The 23,969-nt window shown below is 41.7% G+C and carries 27 protein-coding genes; all 27 read left to right on the top strand.

The window, feature by feature from the left end:
- Positions 1-26 precede the first annotated feature (26 nt).
- From fliF to ASE42_RS08915, 27 genes are read left to right on the top strand one after another with little or no spacing between them, the layout of a single operon-like run.
- Positions 27-1,619 carry a flagellar basal-body MS-ring/collar protein FliF gene (gene fliF, locus ASE42_RS08785; RefSeq protein ID WP_024424177.1) on the top strand — a complete coding sequence of 531 codons (1,593 nt, stop codon included), beginning with the start codon at positions 27-29 and terminating at the stop codon, positions 1,617-1,619.
- 11 nt (positions 1,620-1,630) lie between these two features.
- The gene (fliG, locus tag ASE42_RS08790; protein WP_024424176.1) at positions 1,631-2,647 is read left to right on the top strand and encodes a flagellar motor switch protein FliG; all 1,017 of its coding nucleotides are present in this window, start codon (positions 1,631-1,633) and stop codon (positions 2,645-2,647) included.
- Positions 2,640-3,404, top strand: a complete 765-nt coding sequence (fliH, locus tag ASE42_RS08795) for a flagellar assembly protein FliH (RefSeq protein ID WP_056766434.1) — start codon at positions 2,640-2,642, stop codon at positions 3,402-3,404. The genes fliG and fliH overlap by 8 nt, the downstream gene beginning before the upstream one ends.
- Complete coding sequence (gene fliI, locus ASE42_RS08800) at positions 3,401-4,717, top strand: flagellar protein export ATPase FliI (RefSeq protein ID WP_024424174.1); 1,317 nt, start codon at positions 3,401-3,403, stop codon at positions 4,715-4,717. The genes fliH and fliI overlap by 4 nt, the downstream gene beginning before the upstream one ends.
- An 8-nt stretch (positions 4,718-4,725) precedes the next feature.
- Entirely contained in the window at positions 4,726-5,169 is a 444-nt protein-coding gene (fliJ, locus tag ASE42_RS08805) for a flagellar export protein FliJ (protein WP_024424173.1), read from the top strand.
- Positions 5,170-5,181: 12 nt separating this feature from the next.
- Positions 5,182-5,883, top strand: coding sequence for a MotE family protein (locus tag ASE42_RS08810; RefSeq protein ID WP_056766436.1), 702 nt, complete (start codon positions 5,182-5,184; stop codon positions 5,881-5,883).
- Positions 5,884-7,209, top strand: coding sequence for a flagellar hook-length control protein FliK (locus tag ASE42_RS08815; RefSeq protein ID WP_056766438.1), 1,326 nt, complete (start codon positions 5,884-5,886; stop codon positions 7,207-7,209).
- Positions 7,209-7,655, top strand: coding sequence for a flagellar hook assembly protein FlgD (gene flgD, locus ASE42_RS08820; protein WP_024426978.1), 447 nt, complete (start codon positions 7,209-7,211; stop codon positions 7,653-7,655). The genes ASE42_RS08815 and flgD overlap by 1 nt, the downstream gene beginning before the upstream one ends.
- Before the next feature lie 17 nt (positions 7,656-7,672).
- Positions 7,673-8,464 carry a flagellar basal body rod protein FlgG gene (flgG, locus tag ASE42_RS08825; RefSeq protein WP_024424169.1) on the top strand — a complete coding sequence of 264 codons (792 nt, stop codon included), beginning with the start codon at positions 7,673-7,675 and terminating at the stop codon, positions 8,462-8,464.
- Positions 8,465-8,501: 37 nt separating this feature from the next.
- Positions 8,502-8,717, top strand: a complete 216-nt coding sequence (locus ASE42_RS08830) for a flagellar FlbD family protein (protein ID WP_008344794.1) — start codon at positions 8,502-8,504, stop codon at positions 8,715-8,717.
- A complete protein-coding gene (gene fliL, locus ASE42_RS08835; RefSeq protein WP_024424168.1) occupies positions 8,714-9,142 on the top strand; it encodes a flagellar basal body-associated protein FliL in 429 nt (142 codons plus the stop codon). Before ASE42_RS08830 ends, fliL begins: the two co-directional genes overlap by 4 nt.
- A gap of 32 nt (positions 9,143-9,174) precedes the next feature.
- On the top strand, positions 9,175-10,173 hold the full coding sequence (gene fliM / locus ASE42_RS08840; protein WP_024424167.1) for a flagellar motor switch protein FliM: 999 nt from the start codon (positions 9,175-9,177) through the stop codon (positions 10,171-10,173).
- On the top strand, positions 10,163-11,284 hold the full coding sequence (gene fliY, locus ASE42_RS08845; RefSeq protein ID WP_025092583.1) for a flagellar motor switch phosphatase FliY: 1,122 nt from the start codon (positions 10,163-10,165) through the stop codon (positions 11,282-11,284). Before fliM ends, fliY begins: the two co-directional genes overlap by 11 nt.
- Positions 11,285-11,311: 27 nt before the next feature.
- The gene (locus ASE42_RS08850) at positions 11,312-11,674 is read left to right on the top strand and encodes a response regulator (RefSeq protein WP_007499584.1); all 363 of its coding nucleotides are present in this window, start codon (positions 11,312-11,314) and stop codon (positions 11,672-11,674) included.
- An 18-nt stretch (positions 11,675-11,692) separates the two neighbouring features.
- A complete protein-coding gene (gene fliZ / locus ASE42_RS08855) occupies positions 11,693-12,352 on the top strand; it encodes a flagella biosynthesis regulatory protein FliZ (protein WP_025092584.1) in 660 nt (219 codons plus the stop codon).
- Positions 12,345-13,010 (top strand): flagellar type III secretion system pore protein FliP, encoded by a 666-nt coding sequence (fliP, locus tag ASE42_RS08860; RefSeq protein WP_008354479.1) that lies wholly within the window; start codon positions 12,345-12,347, stop codon positions 13,008-13,010. The genes fliZ and fliP overlap by 8 nt, the downstream gene beginning before the upstream one ends.
- A 16-nt stretch (positions 13,011-13,026) precedes the next feature.
- Entirely contained in the window at positions 13,027-13,296 is a 270-nt protein-coding gene (gene fliQ / locus ASE42_RS08865; protein ID WP_003211206.1) for a flagellar biosynthesis protein FliQ, read from the top strand.
- Between the two features lie 6 nt (positions 13,297-13,302).
- A complete protein-coding gene (fliR, locus tag ASE42_RS08870) occupies positions 13,303-14,082 on the top strand; it encodes a flagellar biosynthetic protein FliR (RefSeq protein ID WP_024426982.1) in 780 nt (259 codons plus the stop codon).
- Positions 14,079-15,167 carry a flagellar biosynthesis protein FlhB gene (gene flhB, locus ASE42_RS08875; protein WP_056766440.1) on the top strand — a complete coding sequence of 363 codons (1,089 nt, stop codon included), beginning with the start codon at positions 14,079-14,081 and terminating at the stop codon, positions 15,165-15,167. The genes fliR and flhB overlap by 4 nt, the downstream gene beginning before the upstream one ends.
- A 29-nt stretch (positions 15,168-15,196) precedes the next feature.
- Positions 15,197-17,230 carry a flagellar biosynthesis protein FlhA gene (gene flhA, locus ASE42_RS08880; protein WP_041109003.1) on the top strand — a complete coding sequence of 678 codons (2,034 nt, stop codon included), beginning with the start codon at positions 15,197-15,199 and terminating at the stop codon, positions 17,228-17,230.
- A complete protein-coding gene (gene flhF, locus ASE42_RS08885; RefSeq protein ID WP_056766442.1) occupies positions 17,230-18,348 on the top strand; it encodes a flagellar biosynthesis protein FlhF in 1,119 nt (372 codons plus the stop codon). Before flhA ends, flhF begins: the two co-directional genes overlap by 1 nt.
- The gene (locus tag ASE42_RS08890; protein WP_056766444.1) at positions 18,345-19,244 is read left to right on the top strand and encodes a MinD/ParA family protein; all 900 of its coding nucleotides are present in this window, start codon (positions 18,345-18,347) and stop codon (positions 19,242-19,244) included. Before flhF ends, ASE42_RS08890 begins: the two co-directional genes overlap by 4 nt.
- Positions 19,241-20,314, top strand: coding sequence for a protein-glutamate methylesterase/protein-glutamine glutaminase (locus ASE42_RS08895; RefSeq protein WP_056766446.1), 1,074 nt, complete (start codon positions 19,241-19,243; stop codon positions 20,312-20,314). Before ASE42_RS08890 ends, ASE42_RS08895 begins: the two co-directional genes overlap by 4 nt.
- Positions 20,315-20,319: 5 nt before the next feature.
- Complete coding sequence (locus ASE42_RS08900) at positions 20,320-22,344, top strand: chemotaxis protein CheA (protein WP_056766448.1); 2,025 nt, start codon at positions 20,320-20,322, stop codon at positions 22,342-22,344.
- 24 nt (positions 22,345-22,368) lie between these two features.
- The gene (locus ASE42_RS08905; RefSeq protein ID WP_024424157.1) at positions 22,369-22,830 is read left to right on the top strand and encodes a chemotaxis protein CheW; all 462 of its coding nucleotides are present in this window, start codon (positions 22,369-22,371) and stop codon (positions 22,828-22,830) included.
- Positions 22,831-22,842: 12 nt separating this feature from the next.
- The gene (locus ASE42_RS08910; protein WP_024424156.1) at positions 22,843-23,469 is read left to right on the top strand and encodes a chemotaxis protein CheC; all 627 of its coding nucleotides are present in this window, start codon (positions 22,843-22,845) and stop codon (positions 23,467-23,469) included.
- Positions 23,469-23,969: a chemotaxis protein CheD gene (locus ASE42_RS08915; protein ID WP_024424155.1), complete on the top strand. Its 501-nt coding sequence runs from the start codon at positions 23,469-23,471 to the stop codon at positions 23,967-23,969. The genes ASE42_RS08910 and ASE42_RS08915 overlap by 1 nt, the downstream gene beginning before the upstream one ends.

Below are 23,969 nucleotides of genomic sequence, written 5' to 3' on the forward strand. Positions count from 1 at the left end.
ACTGAATGGAATGACCGGGGGTTAAGATGAATCGTACTTTAATGCAATTAAGAACAAAAACAGTTGAGTTTTGGCGAAATCGATCAAAATTACAAAAAATACTTATGATTGGCGGCGTTGCTGCCCTAGCAATCATTATTACGGTTGTTAGCATCTTTGCTTCTTCTGAAAAAATGGTTCCGCTCTTTAGAGACTTGTCTGAGGCAGAAGCTGGACAAATCAAACAGGAACTAGATGGCAAAAACGTTAAATCGGAACTTGCAAACAATGGAACAACGATTCTCGTTCCAGAAAAGCAAGCAGATTCTTTAAAAGTAACACTCGCATCTGAAGGGCTCCCTAAGACAGGCAACATTGATTATTCCTTCTTTGCAAACAATTCAGGCTTCGGTTTAACAGATAATGAATTTGATGTTCTGAAAGTAGACGCAACTCAGACAGAACTATCCAATCTGATCAACACGATTGATGGGATTAAAGATTCAAAAGTGATGATTAACCTGCCAAAAGATTCCGTTTTTGTTGGAGAAGAGCAAAGTAATGCATCAGCATCCATTGTGCTGCAAGTTGAGCCAGGCTACACGCTCACACCGCAGCAAGTAAAAGGCCTTTATCATCTTATTTCAAAAAGTGTGCCGAATTTAAAAACAGAAAACATTGTCATTATGGACCAAGATTCCAACTACTACGACTTAAACACCAGCTCCGATTCCTATGCAAGTGGAATGGATGCACAGCAGCAGAAAAAAGAGGAAATCGAAAAGAATCTTCAAAGAAAAATTCAGCAGCTGCTTGGAACAATGATGGGTCAAGATAAAGTGGCTGTATCGGTCACAACAGACATTGATTTTACTGAAGAAAAAAGAAAAGAAGACCTTGTAGAACCTGTTGATAAAGAAAACATGCAGGGGATTGCTGTCAGCGCTGAAAAGATTGCTGAAACTTATTCAGGTAATGGCGCAGCAGCTGGAGGCACCGCTGGAACAGGTGACGATGATGTCACAAATTATCAAGGTGCCGATGGAGCGAATGGAAGCGGAGATTACGAAAAGAGCGAAGATCGTATCAATTATGAAGTCAACCGCATTCATAAAGATATCAAAGAAAGTCCTTATAAAATCAGAGATGTTGGCATTCAAGCATTGGTCGAACCACCAACTGCAAACGATGTAAACTCTTTAACGGCTGAAAGACAAGATGATATCAAAAAGATTCTTTCAACGATCATTAGCACATCGATTGATAAAGAATACACAAATGGTCAAGCGCTCACTCAAGCAGACTTAGATAACAAAATCGTTTTATCTGTATCAAAATTAGACGGTAAACAGCAAACTGCGGCAGATAACCCTTCAAACAATATTCCAATCTGGGTTTATATTGTAGGCGGTGTGCTCCTACTTGCAATTATCGCTCTTATCATTCTTCTTGTACGCAAGCGTAGAAGAGATGAAGAAGAAGAGTTTGAGTTTGATGAACGTACACCAATTGATGTTCCTGATATCGACACTGAACCAGAAACAGAAGAAATGGTGAGAAAAAATCAGCTTGAAAAAATGGCAAAAGAAAAACCAGAAGACTTTGCTAAATTGCTACGCAGCTGGCTGTCCGAGGATTAGGAGGAATACACATGTCGAGAAAAGATCCAAATCGACTAACAGGCAGACAAAAAGCAGCAATCCTAATGATTTCCTTAGGGCTAGACGTGTCAGCATCTGTATACAAACATCTGTCTGAAGACGAAATAGAAAAATTAACATTAGAAATTTCCAATGTACGAAGTGTAGATACTGCTAAAAAAGATGAAGTCATCGAAGAGTTTCACAGCATTGCCATCGCGCAGGACTACATATCGCAGGGCGGTCTTATGTACGCAAGACAAGTGCTTGAAAAAGCGCTTGGTGAGGATAAAGCGGACAGCATCTTAAACAGGCTGACATCCTCTCTTCAAGTGAAACCATTTGATTTTGCTCGAAAGGCTGAGCCAGAACAAATTTTAAACTTTATCCAGCATGAGCATCCACAAACGATTGCACTTATCCTTTCCTACCTGGATCCAGTGCAGGCTGGGCAAATTTTATCTGAGTTAGGCGAGGAAGTACAAACTGAGGTTGCGAGACGTATTGCCTTAATGGACCGCACATCTCCAGAGATCATCAATGAGGTGGAACGTATTCTTGAACAAAAGCTTTCTTCAACCTTTACGCAGGACTATACGCAAACAGGCGGAGTCGAAGCGGTTGTAGAAGTGCTAAATGGTGTAGACCGTGCTACTGAGAAGACCATTTTAGACACACTTGAAATTCAAGATCCAGAGCTTGCGGATGAAATTAAGAAACGTATGTTTGTCTTTGAAGATATTGTCACTCTTGACAGCAGAGCGATTCAGCGCGTCATCAGAGATGTTGAAAATGATGACTTATTGCTCGCACTCAAAGTGGCAAGCGAAGAGGTCAAAGAAATTGTCTTCCGCAACATGTCACAGCGGATGGTCGAAACATTCAAAGAAGAAATGGAGTTTATGGGGCCTGTCCGGCTTAGAGATGTCGAGGAAGCACAAACCCGTATTGTCAGCATCGTAAGACGACTTGAGGAAGCTGGAGAAATCGTCATAGCTCGAGGCGGAGGAGACGATATCATTGTCTAGGATTATCAAACATGAAACATCTGTTATTCCTGAACAAGGACGGCAAACGATTCCTTTACAGCAAGTAAACTTTAAAAGAGAACATCACGAAGAAGAGCTTGTCAATGAAACCGAAGCATCGCAGCTAGTACTCAGTGATGCAGAAGATCAAGCGAGCCGCATATTAGAACAAGCAAACAGTGAGCTGGAAAAAACAATGGCTGAAATCAATCAGCGCCGGACTGATTTTGAAGAAGAAAGAATGCAGCTCATTGAAGAAGCGAAACAAGCAGGTTATCAAGACGGCTTCCAAAAGGGCGAAGCAGATGCAAATTTGCAGTACCAAGCTATTCTTGATCAAGCAAATGACATCGTTCGTCTTGCAAGGCAGGACTACGAAGAAAAAATTGAAAGCTCTGCTGAGCAAATTGTGGAACTCGCTTTTGAACTCGCCAAACGCGTTTGGAATGCAGCTGAGGACACGAAAGATCAATTTTTGGCTCTTGTGAAGCAGGTCATTTCAGAAGTGAAAGAATATGATGATATTTCCATCTATGTTGACCCTGAACATTACGAGCATGTGATGGAATATAAAGACGAATTGATTAGAATCCTTCAAAAGGATACACACCTTGCCATTTACTCGGATGAAAAAGCACCAAAAGGAACTTGTTACGTAGAAACAAGTTTTGGAAAAGTGGAAGCGAGTGTTGATACCCAAATGAATCAGTTGAAAGAAAAACTATTAGAAGTCATTGATTCAGGTGATCACAAATGAAAATGGATGTACTAAAAGAAACGATTGAAACCGCTGATCCTTATAAACGATTTGGTAAAGTCAATCGAGTGGTTGGGCTGATGATTGAATCTAAGGGGCCGGAGAGTTCGATCGGTGATGTATGTCTCATTCATAAAAAAGGGAGCAAGCACCATCCGATAAAAGCAGAGGTCGTAGGGTTTAGAGATGAAAACATTCTGCTCATGCCTTATGTAGAAGCATCCAATATTTCACCAGGAAGTCTTGTTGAAGCGACGGGTGAATCGCTGAAGGTCAAAGTAGGGACTGGATTAATTGGTGAAGTCGTTGATGCCTTCGGTGATCCGCTTGATGGCAGTATGCTTCCAAAAGGACTTGCACCTGTTTCGACAGATCAGTCACCCCCAAATCCAATGGACAGGCCGCCTATTCGAGAAAAGATGGGTGTCGGTGTTAGAGTCATTGACAGTCTGCTCACAGTTGGCACTGGTCAAAGGATCGGGATTTTTGCCGGAAGCGGTGTTGGAAAAAGTACCTTAATGGGGATGATTGCAAAGCAGACAGAAGCAGACCTGAATGTCATTGCCCTTGTTGGAGAGCGTGGCCGTGAAGTTCGTGAGTTTATTGAAAAGGATTTAGGTGCTGAAGGACTGAAGCGATCCATTGTTGTCGTTGCAACTTCTGACCAGCCTGCACTGACGAGACTGAAAGCTGCCTATACTGCAACAGCCATTGCGGAATATTTCAGGGACAGAGGCAAAAATGTCATGTTCATGATGGATTCTGTTACGAGGGTTGCCATGGCGCAAAGGGAAATAGGACTCGCAACTGGCGAGCCGCCAACAACAAAAGGATATACACCTTCAGTGTTCGCTATACTGCCAAAATTGCTCGAACGAACTGGGACAAATCAGCTTGGTTCCATCACAGCGTTTTACACAGTGCTTGTTGATGGGGACGATATGAACGAGCCGATCGCTGATACAGTGAGGGGGATCCTTGACGGGCACATTGTACTTGATCGTGCTTTAGCCAACAAAGGACAATTTCCCGCTGTTAACATTCTGAAAAGTATCAGCCGTGTCATGAGTAATATCGCAAGTCATGATCACAAGGAGGCGGCTAACCGGTTCCGCCAGCTTTTATCCACTTATCAAAACGCTGAAGATCTCATTAATATTGGAGCATATAAAAAAGGCTCCTCCAAAGATATTGATGAAGCCATGCAGGCTTACCCTCACCTGATTTCATTTTTGAAACAGGATGTAGAAGAGGCTGTATCTATTGAAGACAGTGTGAGTTTATTGCTCAGTTTGATGAATAGAGAGGATTGACAAAAACAGTGAGATATCAATACAAATTTCAAAAGCTCTTAGAACTGAAAGAAAGTGAAAAAGACAAGTCACTCGCAGCATACCAACAATCCGTTTCGGCATTTGAGCAAGTTGCTGAAAAACTCTATGAAAATATGAGTAAAAAAGAGCTAATGGAAAAAAGCAAAGAAGAAAAGCTGAGAAGTGGAATGAGTGTTCAAGAAATGCGTCATTACCAGCAATTTGTGACCAACTTAGATAACACCATCCAGCATTATCAGCAGCTTGTGATCATGAAACGCCATCAAATGAATGAAAAACAATCTGATTTAACTGAAAAAAACATTGAGTTTAAAAAGTTTGAAAAAATGAAAGAAAAGCAATTTGAAAAGTTCTCCCTTGAACATAAGGCAATTGAAATGAAAGAAATGGATGATATCTCTATCAGCCAATTCATGTTTCAAGGACATTAGGAGTCGAGATGAATGCCTAAGAAGGAAAAAACGAAGGAATCAGGCGGCGGGAAATTTCAATGGATCTTGTTTATTGTCATCATCCCATTGATTGTGCTTGTGATTGTCACTGGCACGATCCTTTATATGGCAGGTTTTGATCTAAAAAAACCGCTCCAAAACATTCCGGTGATCAGCAGCTTAGTTGGTTCAGATGACACCTCAAAAACGTCATCTTCACCTAATGATCAAAGCGATGCAGAGTTGAAAGAACTGAAAAAGACCATTAAAGAGCAAAAGAATGAGCTCGAAATTGCACAAAAAGATTTGAAAACAAGTGATGAAGAGATTAAAAGACTTAATCAAAAAATCAATTCACTTGAAAAAACATCTGAAAATGATGCAAAGAATACGTCTGCCAATGACAGTTCATCGAATAACAGCTCATCAAATAACACGTCAGATAATAACTCAGCAGGGACCTCCCCTGATGCAGCGGCATCCTCTAATCAGCAGACAAAAGGAAAGGTCGCCAGCATTTATGAAAGCATGGACCCAGGGAAATCCGCCAAAATTTTATCAGAACTAAGTGATAAAGAGGCGTTAAAAATCCTTGAAGAGCTGAGCAAAAATAAACTGACAGACATATTAGCAAAACTGACACCTCAGAAGGCAGCAACGTTTACAAAAGAGCTTGCCAAAAAAGAAGAAAGTGAAAATGGAGGTGGACAATAAGTGAAGCTATTGGATATTGGAGCCTTACAGCAATCTTCTCAAGGTCTCTCAGGGCTAAAAGGAGACAGCGCTGCATCTGCACGAGGTTTGTTTAAACAATTGCTTAGCGGAGCAGGCGCTCAAAGCGGTCCTGTTCATGCTGAGACAGCCGCTGCTGCCTCTCTTTCTATCAATGATGCGATGCAAATTGTTGAAAAATGGATGCAATCACCTGAAGAAGGAATGAACGCAGACCTACTAAGTGCGCTTCAAACACTACAAGGTCAAACGCTTGAATCATCTGATCTCAAATCACTTGAAGAATTATTTCAAAAAATGGAATCTTCCATTTACGGTGATCAAACTGAAAAGCCAGGTTCTGAACATAGTGAACAGCTCATACAAGTCCACTTCTTTATCTATCAATTGCTCAATCAACAGCCGCCAAGCTTTGATGCGAAACTTGTGCAGGATATTGAAGGGAAAGGTCAAGACTTTATCCACTTTCTTTCGAAAAACGGGGTAGATGAAAAACTCATTCAGCAAGTAAAAGAGCAGTTCTTCTCGCAGGGATCAGCGCCAAAGCTGAATTCGATGACTCAAAGTGAGCTAAAGCACTTTAATCAGTTAATCGACCATATGATGGCGAATGCGAAAGGGTCTGACAAAGAGTGGAAAATTTCACTTGGCGAGTTGAAAGAACTAATCTCTCCAAAACAAGAATCTACACTCGCTTCTCCTGCAAAAGGGAATGCATCTCTTGAGTGGCTTCTCAAAAAAGAAGTCGTTAAAGGACAAAGCACTGCTGCACCAGTTTCTGAAAAAATAATGACCCATACACTTTTACCAGGTCATAAGCAGTTTTTCCAACTGCAGTCAGCGGCTCCTGTTCAGCAGACACAAACGACTGATGAAAAGCCGGGAACAGTTGATCAGCAAATTCTAAACACGTGGAAGCAAATGAAATTCACGCCGTTTGGCAATTCAAGCGGACGTTTTACCGTTCGATTAAATCCAGAAAATCTTGGATTCATTACCATTCAGCTAACGAAGCAAAACGGTATGTATGCGAGTAAAATTACAGCCTCGACGCAAGCAGCAAAAGAGCTGTTAGAGCATCATCTGCCGCAGCTCAAGCAGGCGCTTCCGAATATGTCGGTTCAAGTGGACCGTTTCCATATACCGCTTCAATCAAATGAGCAGCCGTTATTTGGACAGTTTAGTGAAGAAAACAAGCAGCAGCAGCCAAAAGGACAGAATTTCCAGCAGACTGATGAACAGGAAGCAGAATTCCAAGATGTACTGGATGCTCTTGTTGGGTCAGATGAAGAAGAGGAGGAGATCTAATGGCAACAGTTGATGCTACGAATAGAACAGCCGCACAAGCAGACACTTCTTCAAAAGCAGAAAAGAAAACAGATACGCTTGGCAAAGATCAATTCTTGAAAATTTTGCTCACGCAGCTTCAAAACCAAGATCCGACAAACCCGCTTGATGACCGTGAGTTTGTCACGCAGCTTGCGACATTTTCATCTTTAGAACAGCAAACCAATATGAACGATTCGATCACCAAGCTGAATCAGCTCATGTCTACATTTGTTGCACACCAAGATCCGTTTACGACATATGTAGGCTGGATTGGTAAAGAAGTATCGGGCAAATTGGATGATAAAGAGATATCGGGCACTGTGAAGTCTGTTAAAAACATAGACAATGAATACTTACTTGTTTTAGAAGATGGTACGAAAATCAGCCCTTGGGATGTTACAGCAGTTGGAGAAAAAACGAAGTAATTCGAGGAGGAAAATAAATGTTACGCTCACTTTACTCAGGAATTAGCGGAATGAAAAACTTCCAAACAAAATTAGATGTGGTAGCCAATAACGTAGCCAACGTCAATACACACGGATACAAAAAAAGCCGTATCACGTTTAAAGATATGGTCAGTCAAACCATTTCAAGCTCAGGTGGACCAACGAACAACTCTGGTTCAATTAACTCAAAACAAGTTGGTTTAGGATCATCTTTAGCTTCTATTGATAAAGTCATGTCACCGGGATCTTCTCAAAATACAGATGAACCTTACGACTTCTATATCAATGGAGATGGATTTTTCCGTATTGAAAGTCAAGGAGAAGTTCTTTATACAAGAACCGGGAACTTTAGACGTGATTCGGAGGGAAATTTAACGACTACTGACGGAAATTACCTTCTCGGAATGGATGGACAAAAAATAACGATCCCAGATGGCATTTCAAGTGTAAGTGTTGGTCCAGATGGAACAATTTCGGTTGTTGAAAACAACGTATCTAGAAATGTTGGACAGATTTCACTCGTATCTTTCAGTAACGCAGGAGGATTAGACAAAGTTGGTGACAACCTTTACCGCCAAACGTTAAGTTCAGGTGCACCAAGTAACCCTATCGTACCTGGTCAAGAAGGAACTGGCGTGATCCAAACAGGGAAACTTGAAATGTCAAACGTTGATTTAACAGACGAGTTTACCGAAATGATTATCGCGCAACGCGGATTCCAATCGAATGCAAAGACGATCACAACATCTGATGAAATTCTGCAAGAGCTTGTGAATCTGAAACGATAGGAGGTAGGGGGAGCGGATGCTCGCTTCTCTGCTTAATATGATTGAAGTGACAAGATTAAATGGCAAAGGATTTATGCTGAACGCTCTCCATATCGAGCAAATCGAAAGTTTTCCAGACACGACCATTACTTTGGCCAATGGAAAGAAATTCGTTGTGAAAGAAGATGAAGAGCAGCTTCAAGAGAAAATCATTTCTTTCTACAGAAAAATCCAAGTCATTTCATTGAATCAAGGAATAGAGGAGTTTGAATGAAGAAGAAATTAGTCGTAGTAATGCTAATCATGATTATTGCCATCGTCGGAATTGGAGCAGGCATCTTTTTTCTGCTGAATGGGTCAGACGAAGCAAAAGCCGAAAAAGAGCCAACAGCAGATGAAGTTGTAAAAGCTTCTGTTGAAATTCCTGAGATTATCACCAATTTAAAATCTGAAGGAAATGCTGTCAAACTTGTCCTGAATATTGAAACGGACTCTGAAAAAGCAAAATCAGAGCTTGAGAAAAGAAGTTTCCAAGTAAAAGATGCTGTCATCGACATTTTATCAGACACGAATGCAGATGAACTTGATGGCAAAAAAGGCAGAGAACATTTTAAAACACAAGTCAAAAACAAAGTGAATAACTATTTGCAAGATGGCAAGGTGAAAGAAGTATATATAACCTCCTTTAATCTGCAATAGAGGCGATTAATTAACGCGATGGAGGTGAAGAAATGTCAGGAGAAGTGCTTTCCCAGAATGAGATCGACGCATTATTATCCGCCATCTCAACAGGCGAAATGGATGCAGAAGAGCTGAAAAAAGAGGAAACGACGAAAAAAGTGAAGGTGTATGACTTTAAACGTGCACTGCGCTTTTCAAAAGACCAGATTCGAAGTTTAACTAGGATTCATGATAACTTCGCTAGACTGCTCACCACGCATTTTTCAGCGCAGCTAAGATCATATATTCAAATTACTGTCAGCTCGGTTGACCAAGTACCATACGAAGAATTTATTCGTTCGATTCCTAATATGACATTATTAAACTTATTTTATGTCAGCCCGCTTGAAGGAAGAATCATGCTTGAAGTAAACCCAACAATCGGCTATGCGATGATGGACAGGCTGATGGGCGGGATTGGCATTAGTCATAATAAGACAGAATCACTTACAGAAATTGAAACAAAGATTATCTCAAACATGTTTGAGGGAGCTTTGGAAAATTACAGAGAAGCGTGGCAGTCCATAACCGACATCGAGCCTGAAATGGCAGATTTCGAGGTAAATCCCCAGTTTGTTCAAATGGTGTCACCAAACGAAACAGTTGTCGTCATTTCTCTTAATACACAAATTGGCGAGGTAAGCGGGGTTATTAACCTATGTATTCCTCACGTTGTATTAGAGCCTATTATTCCGAAGCTGTCTGTACACTACTGGATGCAGTCTGAACGAAATGAACCAAAACAGCAAGAAACAAAGGCCATTGAAAAACGGATTATGAAGGCAAAAATACCGGTAGTCGCAGAGCTGGGACAATCGGAAATGACGGTGGAAGAGTTTTTGAATTTGGAAATTGGTGATTGTATTGCCTTGGACAAACCAGTAAATGCGCCTCTTACTGTTATGGTCGGAAATAAACCGAAATTCTTGGGACAGGCCGGCCGCGTGAATCGGAAACAGGCGATTCAAATTCTAGATCACGACATAAGAGGTGAAGAAGATGGAGAATAACGGAAGTAAATTATCACAAGACGAAATCGATGCGCTCCTTAAAGGAGGCAGCAATGACGATATAGAGCCCGATACAATCCTTTCTGCAATGGAGCAAGATGCCATTGGGGAAATCGGAAATATTTCATTTGGCAGCTCTGCAACAGCACTTTCAACCCTATTAAATCAAAAAGTGGAGATTACAACTCCAACTGTTACAGTGATTCAAAAAAGTATGCTGAATGAGGAATTTCCTCATCCGTATGTCGCTATTGAAGTGAATTATACGGAAGGTTTCAGCGCAAGTAACCTGCTTGTCGTCCAGCAAACAGATGCAGCAGTTATTGCGGACTTAATGATGGGCGGAGACGGGACAAATGCTGACCCTTCTTTAAGTGAGATTCACTTAAGTGCAGTACAAGAAGCAATGAACCAAATGATGGGTTCTGCTGCGACATCCATGTCGACTGTCTTTAATAAAAAGATTGATATTTCTCCGCCGCGCGTCGAATTACTTGATGTGAAAGAAGGAGAAGGGACAGACCGCATTCCAGCTGAAGAAATGCTTGTCAAAGTATCCTTCAGATTAAAAATAGGTGAACTCATCGATTCAAATATTATGCAGCTTTATCCTATTACATTTGCGAAGGATTTAATTGCAGAATTAACAGATCCTGCGCAAGAAGAAGCGCCGGTTCAAGAAGAAGTGAGTGCACCTGAACCTCAGCCGGCAGCACCGCAAACGCAGTCTGCCCCAGCGCAGCAAGCGGCACCGCCGAAAAGACAGGCAAAGCCAAAGCCGGCAGCACCTGTAAATGTGGCGCCAGTTGAATTTGAATCGTTCAGTGAGCCTCAGCATACAACAAGCCAGCTTGGAAACCTTGATATGCTGATGGACATTCCGCTTTCCATTACGGTGGAACTTGGAAGAACTCAGCGCAGTGTGAAAGAAGTTCTTGAGCTTTCAGCTGGAAGTATCATTGAACTGGACAAACTTGCTGGTGAGCCAGTAGACATTCTAGTGAACAAACGAATCGTCGCCAAAGGGGAAGTCGTTGTCATTGATGAGAACTTTGGTGTTCGTGTGACTGATATTTTAAGTCAGTCAGAAAGACTTTCTAATTTAAAATAAACAAACATATAGGGAGAGAATAAGTAAATGGCTACTAAGGTATTAATCGTAGATGATGCAGCATTCATGAGAATGATGATCAAGGATATTCTTGTAAAAAACGGATTTGATGTAGTAGGAGAAGCAGAAAACGGCGCACAAGCAGTTGAAAAATACAAAGAAACATCTCCTGATCTTGTCACAATGGATATCACAATGCCAGAAATGGACGGAATCACTGCACTAAAAGAAATTAAACAAATCGATGCTTCTGCAAAAATCATCATGTGTTCTGCTATGGGACAGCAGTCAATGGTTATTGACGCGATCCAAGCAGGTGCAAAAGACTTTATCGTGAAGCCATTCCAGGCAGACCGCGTACTTGAAGCAATTAATAAAACGTTAGGCTAAAAAAGGGTGTAAGATTTGTTGAAAAAACGTTTGATATGTATAGCAATGATCAGTTTTATGCTTTTCTTGACGATGCAGCCTGCCTCACTGTTTGCCGAAACGAAAGATCCTGAGAATGGCACAGTGAATGACTGGCTCAAAGGTGAGAAAGAAAGCAAAAAGGATACAGAGAAGAAAACCACTGACAATCAAACGAATCCGGCAGAAGAAGTTCCCTCTTCTTCTGTCTCCATTATGGATTTTGTCAAAATGATTGGTGCCTTACTTTTTGTCATCCTGCTTATTTATGGATTGGTGAGATTTGTTGGAAAGCAAAACCGCTTACTCAAACCATTTCGATATGTTGAAAATATTGGCGGAACGACAGTCGGACAAAACCGTTCAGTCCAGCTGATCAAAGTGGGCAAAAGAGTATTAGTTGTCGGCGTAGCAGACTCAATCCAGCTGCTAAAAGAGATTGATGATGAACAAGAATGTGAAGCAATCGTGAAACAATATGAAGAAGCGATGGAAAGCAAAACCGATTTACCAAAAATGGTTCAAAAATTCACATCGCAGGTAAAGAAACATGATCAGCCGACCACTTCTTCTTTTTCAGCCAATTTAAAGGCGCAGCTAGCCGAATTGAAAAAGACCCAATCAGAAGTCAGAAAGAAAGGCCCGAAACAAAATGAATGAGTTTATCGATTTATTTAATTCCAGCGGTGCAGGAAATATCAGCACATCTGTCCGTCTTCTATTACTTTTAACTGTATTTTCGGTTGCACCGGGCATTCTCATTTTAATGACTTGTTTTACACGGATTGTGATTGTTCTTTCATTCGTCAGAACATCACTTGCAACCAACTCAATGCCGCCAAACCAAGTGCTTGTTGGACTTGCTTTGTTTCTCACATTTTTTATCATGGCGCCCACGTTCTCACAGATTAATAAAGAGGCGCTGACGCCGCTTTTAAATGATGACATCACGTTAAATCAGGCGTATGAAAAAGCCGAAGTGCCTATTAAAGAGTTTATGAGTAAACATACAAGACAGAAAGATTTGGCTTTATTTCTTAGCTACGCAAAAATGGATACACCTGAATCGATTAAAGATATTCCATTAACGGCGATGGTTCCCGCTTTTGCCATTTCAGAATTAAAGACGGCATTTCAAATTGGTTTTATGATCTTTATTCCATTTTTAATTATTGACATGGTGGTCGCAAGTGTTCTGATGTCAATGGGGATGATGATGCTTCCGCCGGTTATGATATCGCTCCCTTTCAAAATATTGTTATTTGTTTTAGTCGATGGATGGTATTTGATAGTTAAATCTTTGCTGCAAAGCTTTTAGAGTAGGTGCTTAAAACATGAGTTCAGAATTTGTCATTACGATGGCTGAAAGATCAGTGTATGTAGTATTGCTTGTGAGTGGACCGCTTCTAGCGCTCGCACTTATTGTGGGACTGATTGTCAGTGTGTTTCAGGCGACAACCCAAATTCAAGAACAGACGCTTGCGTTTATTCCTAAGATTGTTGCTGTACTCATTGGGCTTGTTGTGTTTGGTCCATGGATGCTTTCAACAATCGTGTCCTTTACGACAGAGCTGTTCTCGAATTTAGATCGATTTGCAGGTTAACAAGCGATGTCAATCATAGAATTATTCCCTGCTTTTCTTTTAGTTTTTATTCGGATCACCGCTTTTTTTGTGACAGTACCGCTTTTAGCGCATAGAACGATCCCTGCTGTACACAGAGTTGGATTCTCACTGTTTTTAGCTGTCATTAGTTTTAGCACCATAAAAGAACCGCCAGCACTCGACATAGACGGTCTTTATATGATGCTTGCGGTGAAAGAAGCAATGGTCGGACTTCTGCTTGGGCTGATTGCATACATCATGGTGTCCGCTGTTCAGATTGCCGGCTCATTCATTGATTTTCAAATGGGTTTTGCGATTGCCAATATTATTGACCCACAAACAGGGGCGCAGACACCGCTGATGGGACAGTTTTTTTATACGGTCACATTGCTGTTGATGCTGGCAACAAACGCACATCACTTGCTGCTTGATGGAATCTATTACAGCTTTCAATACATTGCAGTTGATCAATACGCGCTGAATTTCGGCAGTGAATCCTTTGCTTACTTTATCGCAAAAAGCTTCAACCAAATGTTTATCATCGCCTTTCAAATCTCGGCACCTGTCGTGGCAAGTCTGTTTTTAGTCGATTTGGCGCTGGGGATTGTGGCACGTACAGTTCCGCAAATGAACGTATTTGTGGTTGGACTTCCTATTAAAATGGGTGTGAGTTTTATTATGATCATCATCTGTATGGGCGTCATCTTCGGTGTTGTCCAAAATACATTTGAAACGATTGTACTCACCATGAGGAATTTCTTAGCATTGGTCGGTGGTTCGTCATGATGACAAGGCTTAGACTAGACTTGCAATTTTTCGCAGGTGAAAAAACAGAAAAAGCAACGCCAAAAAAAAGGCGGGATTCACGTAAAAAAGGACAGGTTGCCAAAAGTACCGACGTCAATACAGCCATCTCATTTCTATTAATCTTTTTATCATTCTTTTTTATTGGGCCTTTTATGAAAGAGCGGATTATCGCGCTCATAGAACGTTTTTATTCAACAACTATGCTAATGAAGGTTAGCACATCTAATATTCATCAACTATTCTTGGAATTGCTTCAGGAAACAGGGCTCCTCCTCATGCCAATCCTTGGTGTTGGCATGCTGGCGGGGATTATCAGTAACTATTTACAAGTCGGCTTTCTCTTTTCGGCAGAAGTGATCAAACCGAAATTAGAAAAGCTTGACCCAATCAAAGGGTTTAAACGGATTTACAGTATTCGAGCCCTCGTAGAGCTATTAAAATCCATTTTGAAAATTGGCTTTGTTGGCTTTGCGACATTTATTGCTCTTTGGATGCACTTTGACGAAATTCTGCGGCTTCCTTTATTAACAGCAGAGGAAACCCTTCATTTCGTTGCAAATATGACCTTAATTATGGGGCTGTATGCTGCTGGTGCTCTTTTGATTTTGGCAGGGCTTGATTATATGTATCAGAAATTTGATTATGAAAAAAACTTGCGGATGTCGAAACAAGACATCAAAGATGAGTATAAAAAATCAGAGGGTGACCCGCTCATCAAATCAAAGATTAAACAGCGTCAGCGGGAAATGGCCATGAGACGAATGATGCAGGAAGTCCCAAAAGCGGACGTCATCATTACAAACCCAACCCACTATGCCATTGCTTTAAAGTATGATGAAGAAAAAATGGATGCGCCCTTTGTTGTGGCAAAGGGTACGGATATTTTGGCTTTGAAAATTAGAACGATTGCGAAAGAACATGATGTCATGACTGTAGAGAACCGCCCGCTTGCCCGCGCGCTCTATGATCAGGTCGACATCGACCAAGCGGTGCCGGAAGAATACTTTAAGGCCATCGCAGAAATTTTAGCTTACGTCTATAAAACGAAACAAAAGATTTTATGAATTTTTGGTTTTAAAAGGAGAGAACAGGCATGTCAGCAAGAGATTTATCTGTTTTATTCAGTGTTATTTTAATTGTGGCGATGCTGGTCATACCGTTTCCGCCCATTTTATTAAGTATTTTAATCATTATTAATATTTCTCTTGCGCTTATCGTGCTTCTCACCACAATGAACATGCAAGAACCACTGCAATTTTCAATTTTTCCATCATTGCTTTTGCTCTTAACGCTGTTTCGTTTAGGGCTAAACATCTCTACAACACGTTCTATTCTTTCAACAGGAGATGCTGGAAAGGTTGTCGAAACGTTCGGTTCATTTGTTGTTGGAGGAAATGTCCTCGTTGGTCTTGTTGTTTTCCTTATCCTGATCATCATTCAGTTTATTGTTATCACAAAAGGGGCAGAGCGTGTATCAGAGGTTGCGGCAAGATTTACACTCGATGCGATGCCAGGTAAACAAATGAGTATTGACGCAGATTTAAATGCAGGAATGCTGACCGAAAGTGAAGCAAGAAACCGCCGTGAAAAAGTAGCGAGAGAAGCAGACTTTTATGGAGCGATGGATGGTGCCAGTAAGTTCGTTAAAGGGGACGCCATCGCAGGTATTATCATCGTCATCATCAATATTATATTTGGAATCATTATCGGAATGCTTCAGCAAGGAATGTCGATTCAAGAATCAGCTTCCCACTTTACCCTATTAACGGTAGGGGACGGAATCGTTTCGCAAATTCCGGCACTCCTCATCTCAACGGCAACAGGGATTGTCGTGACGAGAGCTGCTTCTAACGGAAACCTTGGATCAGATATTACAGGGCAGCTCTTTGCATTCCCAGCCATGCTTTATGTGACAGCAGGCACGATCTTCCTTCTTGGGCTCTTTACTCCAATCGGCATCCTTTTGACAGGGCCGATCGCAGGTTTACTTGCCCTTGGCGCATACATGATGTCGAAAAACAAACAAGACCAAGAAGAAATCGAAGAGGTACTAGAGGAACAAGCAGAGGTAGAAGAGATGAAAAGTCCAGAAAGCGTTATTCATCTCCTGCAAATGGATGCCATTGAATTTGAATTTGGCTACGGCCTGATCCCGCTCGCTGATGCAAATCAGGGCGGTGACCTGTTAGACCGAATTGTGATGATCCGAAGGCAGCTTGCCCTCGAACTTGGTCTTGTCATTCCAGTCGTCCGGATCAGGGACAATATTGCACTGAACCCAAATGAATACCGGTTGAAAATTAAAGGGAACGAAGTAGCAAAAGGTGAGCTGCTGCTCGATCATTACTTAGCGATGTCCCCAACGCCTGATGATGATCCGATTGAAGGAATTGAAACAATCGAACCATCCTTTGGTCTGCCGGCTAAATGGATATCAGAAGCAGAAAAAGATCAGGCTGAGATGCTAGGCTATACGGTTGTGGACCCAGCTTCTGTTGTGTCTACTCACATCACAGAGAAGATTAGACAAAACACACACGAGCTGCTCGGACGCCAAGAAACGAAGCAATTAATCGATCATCTGAAAGAAAGTTATCCTGTCTTAGTGGATGAGGTAACGCCAAATCCGCTGGCAGTCGGTGATATTCAAAAAGTACTGGCGAAGCTGCTGAAAGAAAAGGTCTCTATCCGAAACCTTGTCACCATTTTTGAGACGCTTGCAGACTACGGAAAATTAACGACTGATACTGATTTATTAACAGAGTATGTGAGACAGGCGCTCGCAAGACAGATTACCGCACAGTATGCAAGAGAAAATGAATCACTCAAAGTCGTGACATGCTCAGGCCGAGTAGAAAAGGTGATTGCAGACAGCGTTCAGCAGACAGAGCATGGAAACTACTTATCGTTAGATCCAGAATCCTCTGAAAGTGTGATTCAATCAGTGGCGAGAGAAATTGAACAGCTTTCGCTTCGTCAGGAAACGCCGGTTCTATTATGCTCACCTCCTATAAGAATGTACGTTAAGCAGTTGTTAGAAAGATATTTCCCAGATTTACCGGTACTATCTTATAACGAACTAGAAGCGAATGTAGAAGTACAGAGCATCGGAGTGGTGGATATCTAATGAAAATGAAAAAAATCACAGCAAATTCTATGCAGGAGGCAACGATTCAAATCAGGCAGCAGCTTGGGAAAGATGCCGTTATTTTAAATTCTAAAACCGTTGTCAAACGCAAACTGTTCGGTTTGAAGAAACAGCAAATGGTCGAAGTGATTGCAGTGCTGGATCAAGATTTCGAGGAAAGAGCTGGTAAAGGGTTAAACCCTGCGCCGCCCCTTCCAGTATTACTAAAAAAGGAACAAGTTCAAAAGCTGCCCGAAGAGCCTTCATTTGCTCCCAAGGCGGCGAAACCAGCGCCTTCTCATCCCCAGCCTTTAGAATATGTGAGGAATGAACGGCATGCGGGTATTCTGCCTGATCCTCTCATAGCAATCGATCAAAAGCTAAAGGATCAAGGACTTGATGATGCCATTCGAGACGAATGCCTGAAGGGTCTTTTAACAAAGGGTGCGGTTAAAGAAAATCACATAAAAAAAGAACTTGAACAACTGCTGACAGATATGCTTCCAGCTAAAACCTCTGATGAGCCGATGATTTCTTCAAAATACATTGTTTTGTTCGGTTCAACTGGAGCTGGTAAAACGACAACGATTGCAAAGCTGGCTGCTAAAACGGCCATTCAGCAGCAAAAGAAAATCGCTTTTATTACAACCGATACGTACCGGATTGCAGCGATCGAACAGCTGAAAACATATGCTGAACTGCTGAATGCACCGCTTGAGGTTTGTTATTCAAGAGAGGATTTTGTAAAAGCCCAAGAGACCTTTAAAGAGTATGATCATATCTTCATCGATACAGCAGGTCGTAACTTTAAAGAAGAAGCGTATATCAAAGAGCTGACCGACATTATTCCATTTGATGAGAGCATTCAAAGTTTTCTCGTGATGAGTGCTACATCGAAGTATCAAGACATGAAAGCCATGGTCAAACGCTTTGAACACGTTCCAATCAATCAATTCATTTTTACAAAAGTAGATGAAACGGACACGATGGGAACCATTTTTCAAATCATTGCTGACTCTCAAATCAAACTTGGTTTTTTAACAAATGGTCAAAATGTGCCTGAGGATATTCTTGAAGGCTCGCCTCTTGAACTAACAAGGATGGTTTTACAATCATGACCGACCAAGCAGAAGGGTTAAGAAAACTAGTTCAGCAGAGTCAAATGATCACACCTGCTCCTCTTAACGCCAGCGGACAGGCAAAAACCATTGCCGTCATGAGCGGTAAAGGCGGGGTAGGTAAATCGAATTTGACCCTGAATATGGCACTGTCTATCGCAAGTACAGAGAGAAGAGTGTTAGTGATTGATCTTGATTTTGGGATGGGGAATATTGATATTTTACTAGGGAAAACATCGACTAGTTCTATATTAGATGTTCTCGTTAGAAAAAAATCCTTCCAAGCAGCCATGACAAAAGGAACGGATAACCTATATTACATTTCTGGCGGAAGCGGGCTTGAACAGCTGTTTTCTTTAGATAAAGATCAATGGTCGTTCTTTTTGGAAGAGATGGAAAGAATGATGCAGGACTTCGATTGTATTTTCTTCGATATGGGAGCCGGCTTGTCAAAAGATCAGCTGCCTTTTGTCTTATCGGCAGGAGAAGTCGTCGTTGTGACTACGCCAGAGCCAACATCCATCATGGATGCCTACAGCGCGATTAAACACTTAGCCATTCATCAGTTTGAACGGTCTGTGCAAATCATTGTTAACCGGTGCAAAACCCCGTCAGAAGGGTCTGAAACCTACCGGAAATTAGCAGGAGTGGTCACATCTTTTCTTCACAGAAAACTTGTATTTGCTGGCGCTGTGCCTGATGATCCTGCGGTTCCTAAAGCAGTATCAGAACAAATTCCATTTTATATGAAGCAGCCTCATTCAAGGCTGAGTAAAACCATTAAGATGCTGGCAGAAACACTATATCATCAGCAGATAAGAGAGGCACGGAGAGAACAGCATACGTTTATAGATAAGTTGTCCTCTTTTTTTAAAAGGAGGAAGGTGGACTCATGATTAGAGTGCTAGTAGTAGATGACTCGGCCTTTATGAGAAAGCTCATTAGTGATTTTCTAAGTGCCGAGCAAGAAATAGAAGTCGTCGGAACGGCGCGAAATGGGGAAGATGCCTTAAAACGGATCAAGGAACTGAATCCAGATGTTGTCACATTAGATGTGGAAATGCCTGTTTTAAATGGAACAGAAGCATTAAAACAAATTCTGGCTGAACACGACCTTGCCGTGATTATGGTGTCAAGCCAGACAAAGCAAGGAAAAGATTTAACCATCCATTGCTTAGAACTCGGTGCTTTTGACTTTGTGACAAAGCCTTCGGGAAGTATTTCGCTCGATTTGCACAAAGTGAGGGGGCAAATTGTAGAGCGGGTACTTGCAGCAGGACTGTCAAGGAAACGCACTGAAGAGAAGGTGTCTCCTAAGCCGGTGATAAAGCCGCCAAGTCCAGTGGCTGCACCCCGTCTGCAACCAATAAAAGGCAGCTCACTCCGAAAGATTATTACTATCGGAACATCTACAGGAGGACCAAGGGCACTTCAACGAGTCGTAACGAAGCTGCCTAAGGACATCGAGGCACCTATATTGATTGTGCAGCATATGCCAGCAGGATTCACGGCATCACTTGCTGCTAGGTTAGATCATTTATCACAAATTACGATTAAAGAAGCGCAAGATGGAGACATCGCGAAAAATGGAGTGGCTTACATAGCTCCTGGTGGAATGAATATGTCACTTCATGACCAAGGGGGGTCACTTGTTATCAGGCTGTCCCCTGAAGACACGGAAAGCCGGCACAAGCCATCTGTTAACTATTTATTTGAATCCATCAGCAGCATAAAAGGTTACGAGAAAATCGCTGTCATTATGACAGGTATGGGCAGTGACGGTACTGAAGGTGTCAAAAAAATGGTCGCAAGCGGTCATACAAAAGTCATTGCAGAAAAAGAAGAATCATGTGTTGTTTTCGGAATGCCTAAATCAGTCATTAAAGCAGGCCTTGCACATGAAACAAGGCATGTGGATGACATCGCACATGCAATTATAAGCTCCATGAAAAAAGAGAGGGCGTGAACACGTTGGATGTAAACCAATACTTAGATATCTTTTTAGATGAAAGCAGAGAACACTTACAAACTTGTAATGAAAAACTTCTTGATTTAGAAAAGAACCCAACCGACTTGCAGCTAGTGAATGATATATTCAGAGCGGCTCATACATTGAAAGGCATGAGTGCAACGATGGGCTTTGACGATATGGCTCACTTAACGCATCACTTAGAAAACATGTTTGATGCGATCCGTAATGAACAAATGATTGTCACTCCTGAGTCAATGGATACGATGTTTGAAGCACTCGATCACCTTGAAGCAATGGTTCAATCGATTGCAGAAGGCGGAGACGGGAAACGTGATGTCACAGAGATTAGTAAAAAGCTAGATGTGACAGGAAGCCATGCTGAGGCAGCTTCTAGCGTTGAAACAGCGGATGTATCAGCTGCTAATGACTTAGATTATAACGAATTTGAACGAACAGTTCTTGATGAAGCGAGAGAGCAAGGCTTCAAATGCTATGAACTCAACGTGACATTAAGTGAAGCGTGCTTACTAAAAGCCGTTCGTGTCTATATGATTTTTGAAAGATTAAATGAAGCAGGCGAGGTTGTCAAAACCGTTCCAAATGCAGAACTGTTAGAATCAGAAGATTTTGAATCTGAATTCAGCATTTCTTATCTTTCTAAACAGCCGATGGACGAAGTACAGAAAATCGTTACGGCGATCTCAGAGGTTGAGAAGGTTGAGATCTCTGAAGTCTCCGCATTTGAAGAAGCAGCTCCAGCTGAAAAACAAGAGACGCAGCCTGAACAGAAAAAAGAAGAAGTATCCGTTCCTGCTGCGAAAGCGCCAGCAAATGATGCGCCAAAAGCAAATGGCAATAACGGTGCAGCTGCCGGCGGAACGAAAACAATTCGTGTCAACATCGACCGTCTTGATTCTCTTATGAATCTATTTGAAGAACTTGTGATTGATAGAGGCCGATTAGAACAGATTGCGAAAGAACTAGAAAATAACGAACTCACAGACACAGTCGAAAGAATGACTCGTATTTCTGGAGACCTGCAATCAATCATCCTGAACATGAGAATGGTACCTGTGGAAACTGTCTTTAACAGATTCCCGCGTATGATTCGTCAATTGACGAAAGAGCTTAATAAGAAAATTGAGCTTATTATTGAGGGTGCTGAGACGGAGCTTGATCGAACAGTGATCGACGAGATTGGTGATCCGCTCTTGCACTTACTCAGAAACAGTCTAGATCACGGTATTGAATCACCAGAAGAACGTGTGAAAAAAGGCAAGCCGGAAAAAGGTACGGTTCTATTAAAAGCGTACCATAGCGGAAACCATGTCTTCATTGAAGTAGAAGATGATGGCGGCGGAATTAACCGTAAAAAGGTGCTTGAAAAAGCATTAGAGCGCGGGGTTATCACAGAAAGAGAAGCAGAAACACTTGAAGATCATCAAATTGATTCATTGATCTTTGCAGCAGGATTCTCTACAGCTGATACGATTTCTGACATCTCAGGCCGCGGTGTAGGTCTTGACGTTGTGAAAAACAAGCTGGAATCACTTGGCGGATCTGTAAGCATTAACTCAACAGAAGGACAGGGTTCACTATTTTCGATCCAGCTTCCGCTTACATTATCGATTATTTCCGTTCTTCTTGTAAAACTAGAAGAGGAAACATTTGCGATTCCGATTTCTTCTATTATTGAAACGGCTGTCATTAAGAAAAGTGACATCCTGCAAACGCATGATCGTGAAGTGATTGATTTCCGCGGATTTATCGTACCGGTCGTGTACTTGAAGAAACAATTCCACGTACCAAATGCGAATGAATTAGAGGAAGAACTGCACATCATTGTTGTTCGTAAAGGAGACAAGCTGACAGCATTTGTGGTCGATTCATTTATTGGTCAGCAAGAGGTTGTATTGAAATCACTAGGAGATTATCTGCCAAACGTATTTGCGATATCCGGCGCAACGATCCTAGGTGACGGTCAAGTTGCACTCATCGTTGACTGTAATGCACTGATCAAGTAAAAAACAATAGAGGAGCGGTCTGAAATGAGTACAGATATCAAAACTGGCGAAAAGATGATTGTGTTTATCGTAAACAAAAAAGAATACGCCATTTCAGTATCAGAAGTAAAGTCCATTGAAAAATGGCAGCAGCCGACAAGAGTTCCTGGCGTTGCCCCTTATATATGCGGTGTTATTAATTTACGCGGTGTCGTGACACCTGTCATTGACCTGAGAGTCAGACTTGGTTCTACTGACAACGAAATTACAGATGAAACAAGAATGATCATTGTACAAGTTGGTGACATTGAAGTCGGCTGGATTGTTGATGAAGCAAATGATGTCATAACCGTCCATCAGGAAGAAGTAGAATCTTCTCCTGAATCAGCTGAAAAAGAAGGACAGTCATGGGTGACAGGTATCATTAAGCATGATCAGCGTCTTTTCAATATCATTCATGCCGGTGCTGTCCTCGACAAGAGCGTTCAAGGTGCACCTGTTCATTAAGGGGGATGTGAAATGAGCATTTTCAACGAAATTAAAGATGAACAGCTAGATATTTTAGGAGAGGTTGGGAATATCGGGGCAGGCCACGCAGCGTCTGCTCTTGCCAACCTATTGGATCGCAAAATAGATATGGCTGTTCCTTTTGTCAAGGTTCTCTCGTTTGAAGATTTAATGGATTTCTTTGGCGGTGCAGACCTTCCTGTTGCAAGCATTTTCCTGCGAATGGAAGGGGATTTAACCGGCTCAATCTTTTTCATTATGCCGTTTGAGCAAGCAGAGCAATTTGTAAGAGAGCTTGTCCAGGATCCGGCATTTGATATTGATACGATTCATGAACATGAGATGGGGACGTCAGCACTTCATGAACTTGGAAATATTTTAGCGGGCTCTTATTTATCAGCTCTTGCCGATTTAACCAAATTGCAGCTTTACCCAAGTGTTCCAGATGTCACGCTCGATATGTTCGGGGCTGTCATTAGTGAAGGGTTGATGCAATTCAGTCCTCTTGGTGATCAGGCGATTGTGATTGATACATCTATTTTTGATGATCAAAATAAGCAAGAGCTGAAAGGAAATATGTTTCTATTACCAGACTTTGAATCGTTCGAAAAACTATTCAAAGCATTAGGTAACCTATAATGAACGTGCAAATTCCGGCAGTTGTAAAGGTTGGTATTGCGGATGTTCAGCTTGTTAAATCACCGGACCGCATTCGGACATCCGGTCTTGGTTCCTGCGTAGGGCTTGTCTTGTTTGATCAAGACAAAAAGCTTGCAGGCCTTGTCCATGTTATGCTTCCAGATTCCTCTCTTTCAAAAGGGGCGGTGGAGAACTTGGCTAAATATGCAGATACAGGTGTCAAGCATACAATTGATCTGCTCTTAAAAGCAGGCGCACGCAAACATGCGCTAAAGGCAAAACTTGCTGGCGGGGCGGAAATGTTTAAGTTTAAGTCAACCAATGATCTAATGAGAATTGGACCTAGAAACGTTTCAGCTGTAAAAGAACATCTGTCTCTTCATCATATCCCGATTATTAGTGAGGATACAGGCGGAAACAGTGGCCGCACGATCGAATTCGATCCGCTTACGGCAGAGCTTGAGATCCGTACTGTGAAGCAAGGCATTATGAAGATATAA

It is taken from the genome of Bacillus sp. Root920 (genome assembly GCF_001429445.1).
Taxonomy (GTDB): Bacteria; Bacillota; Bacilli; order Bacillales; family Bacillaceae; genus Bacillus; species Bacillus safensis.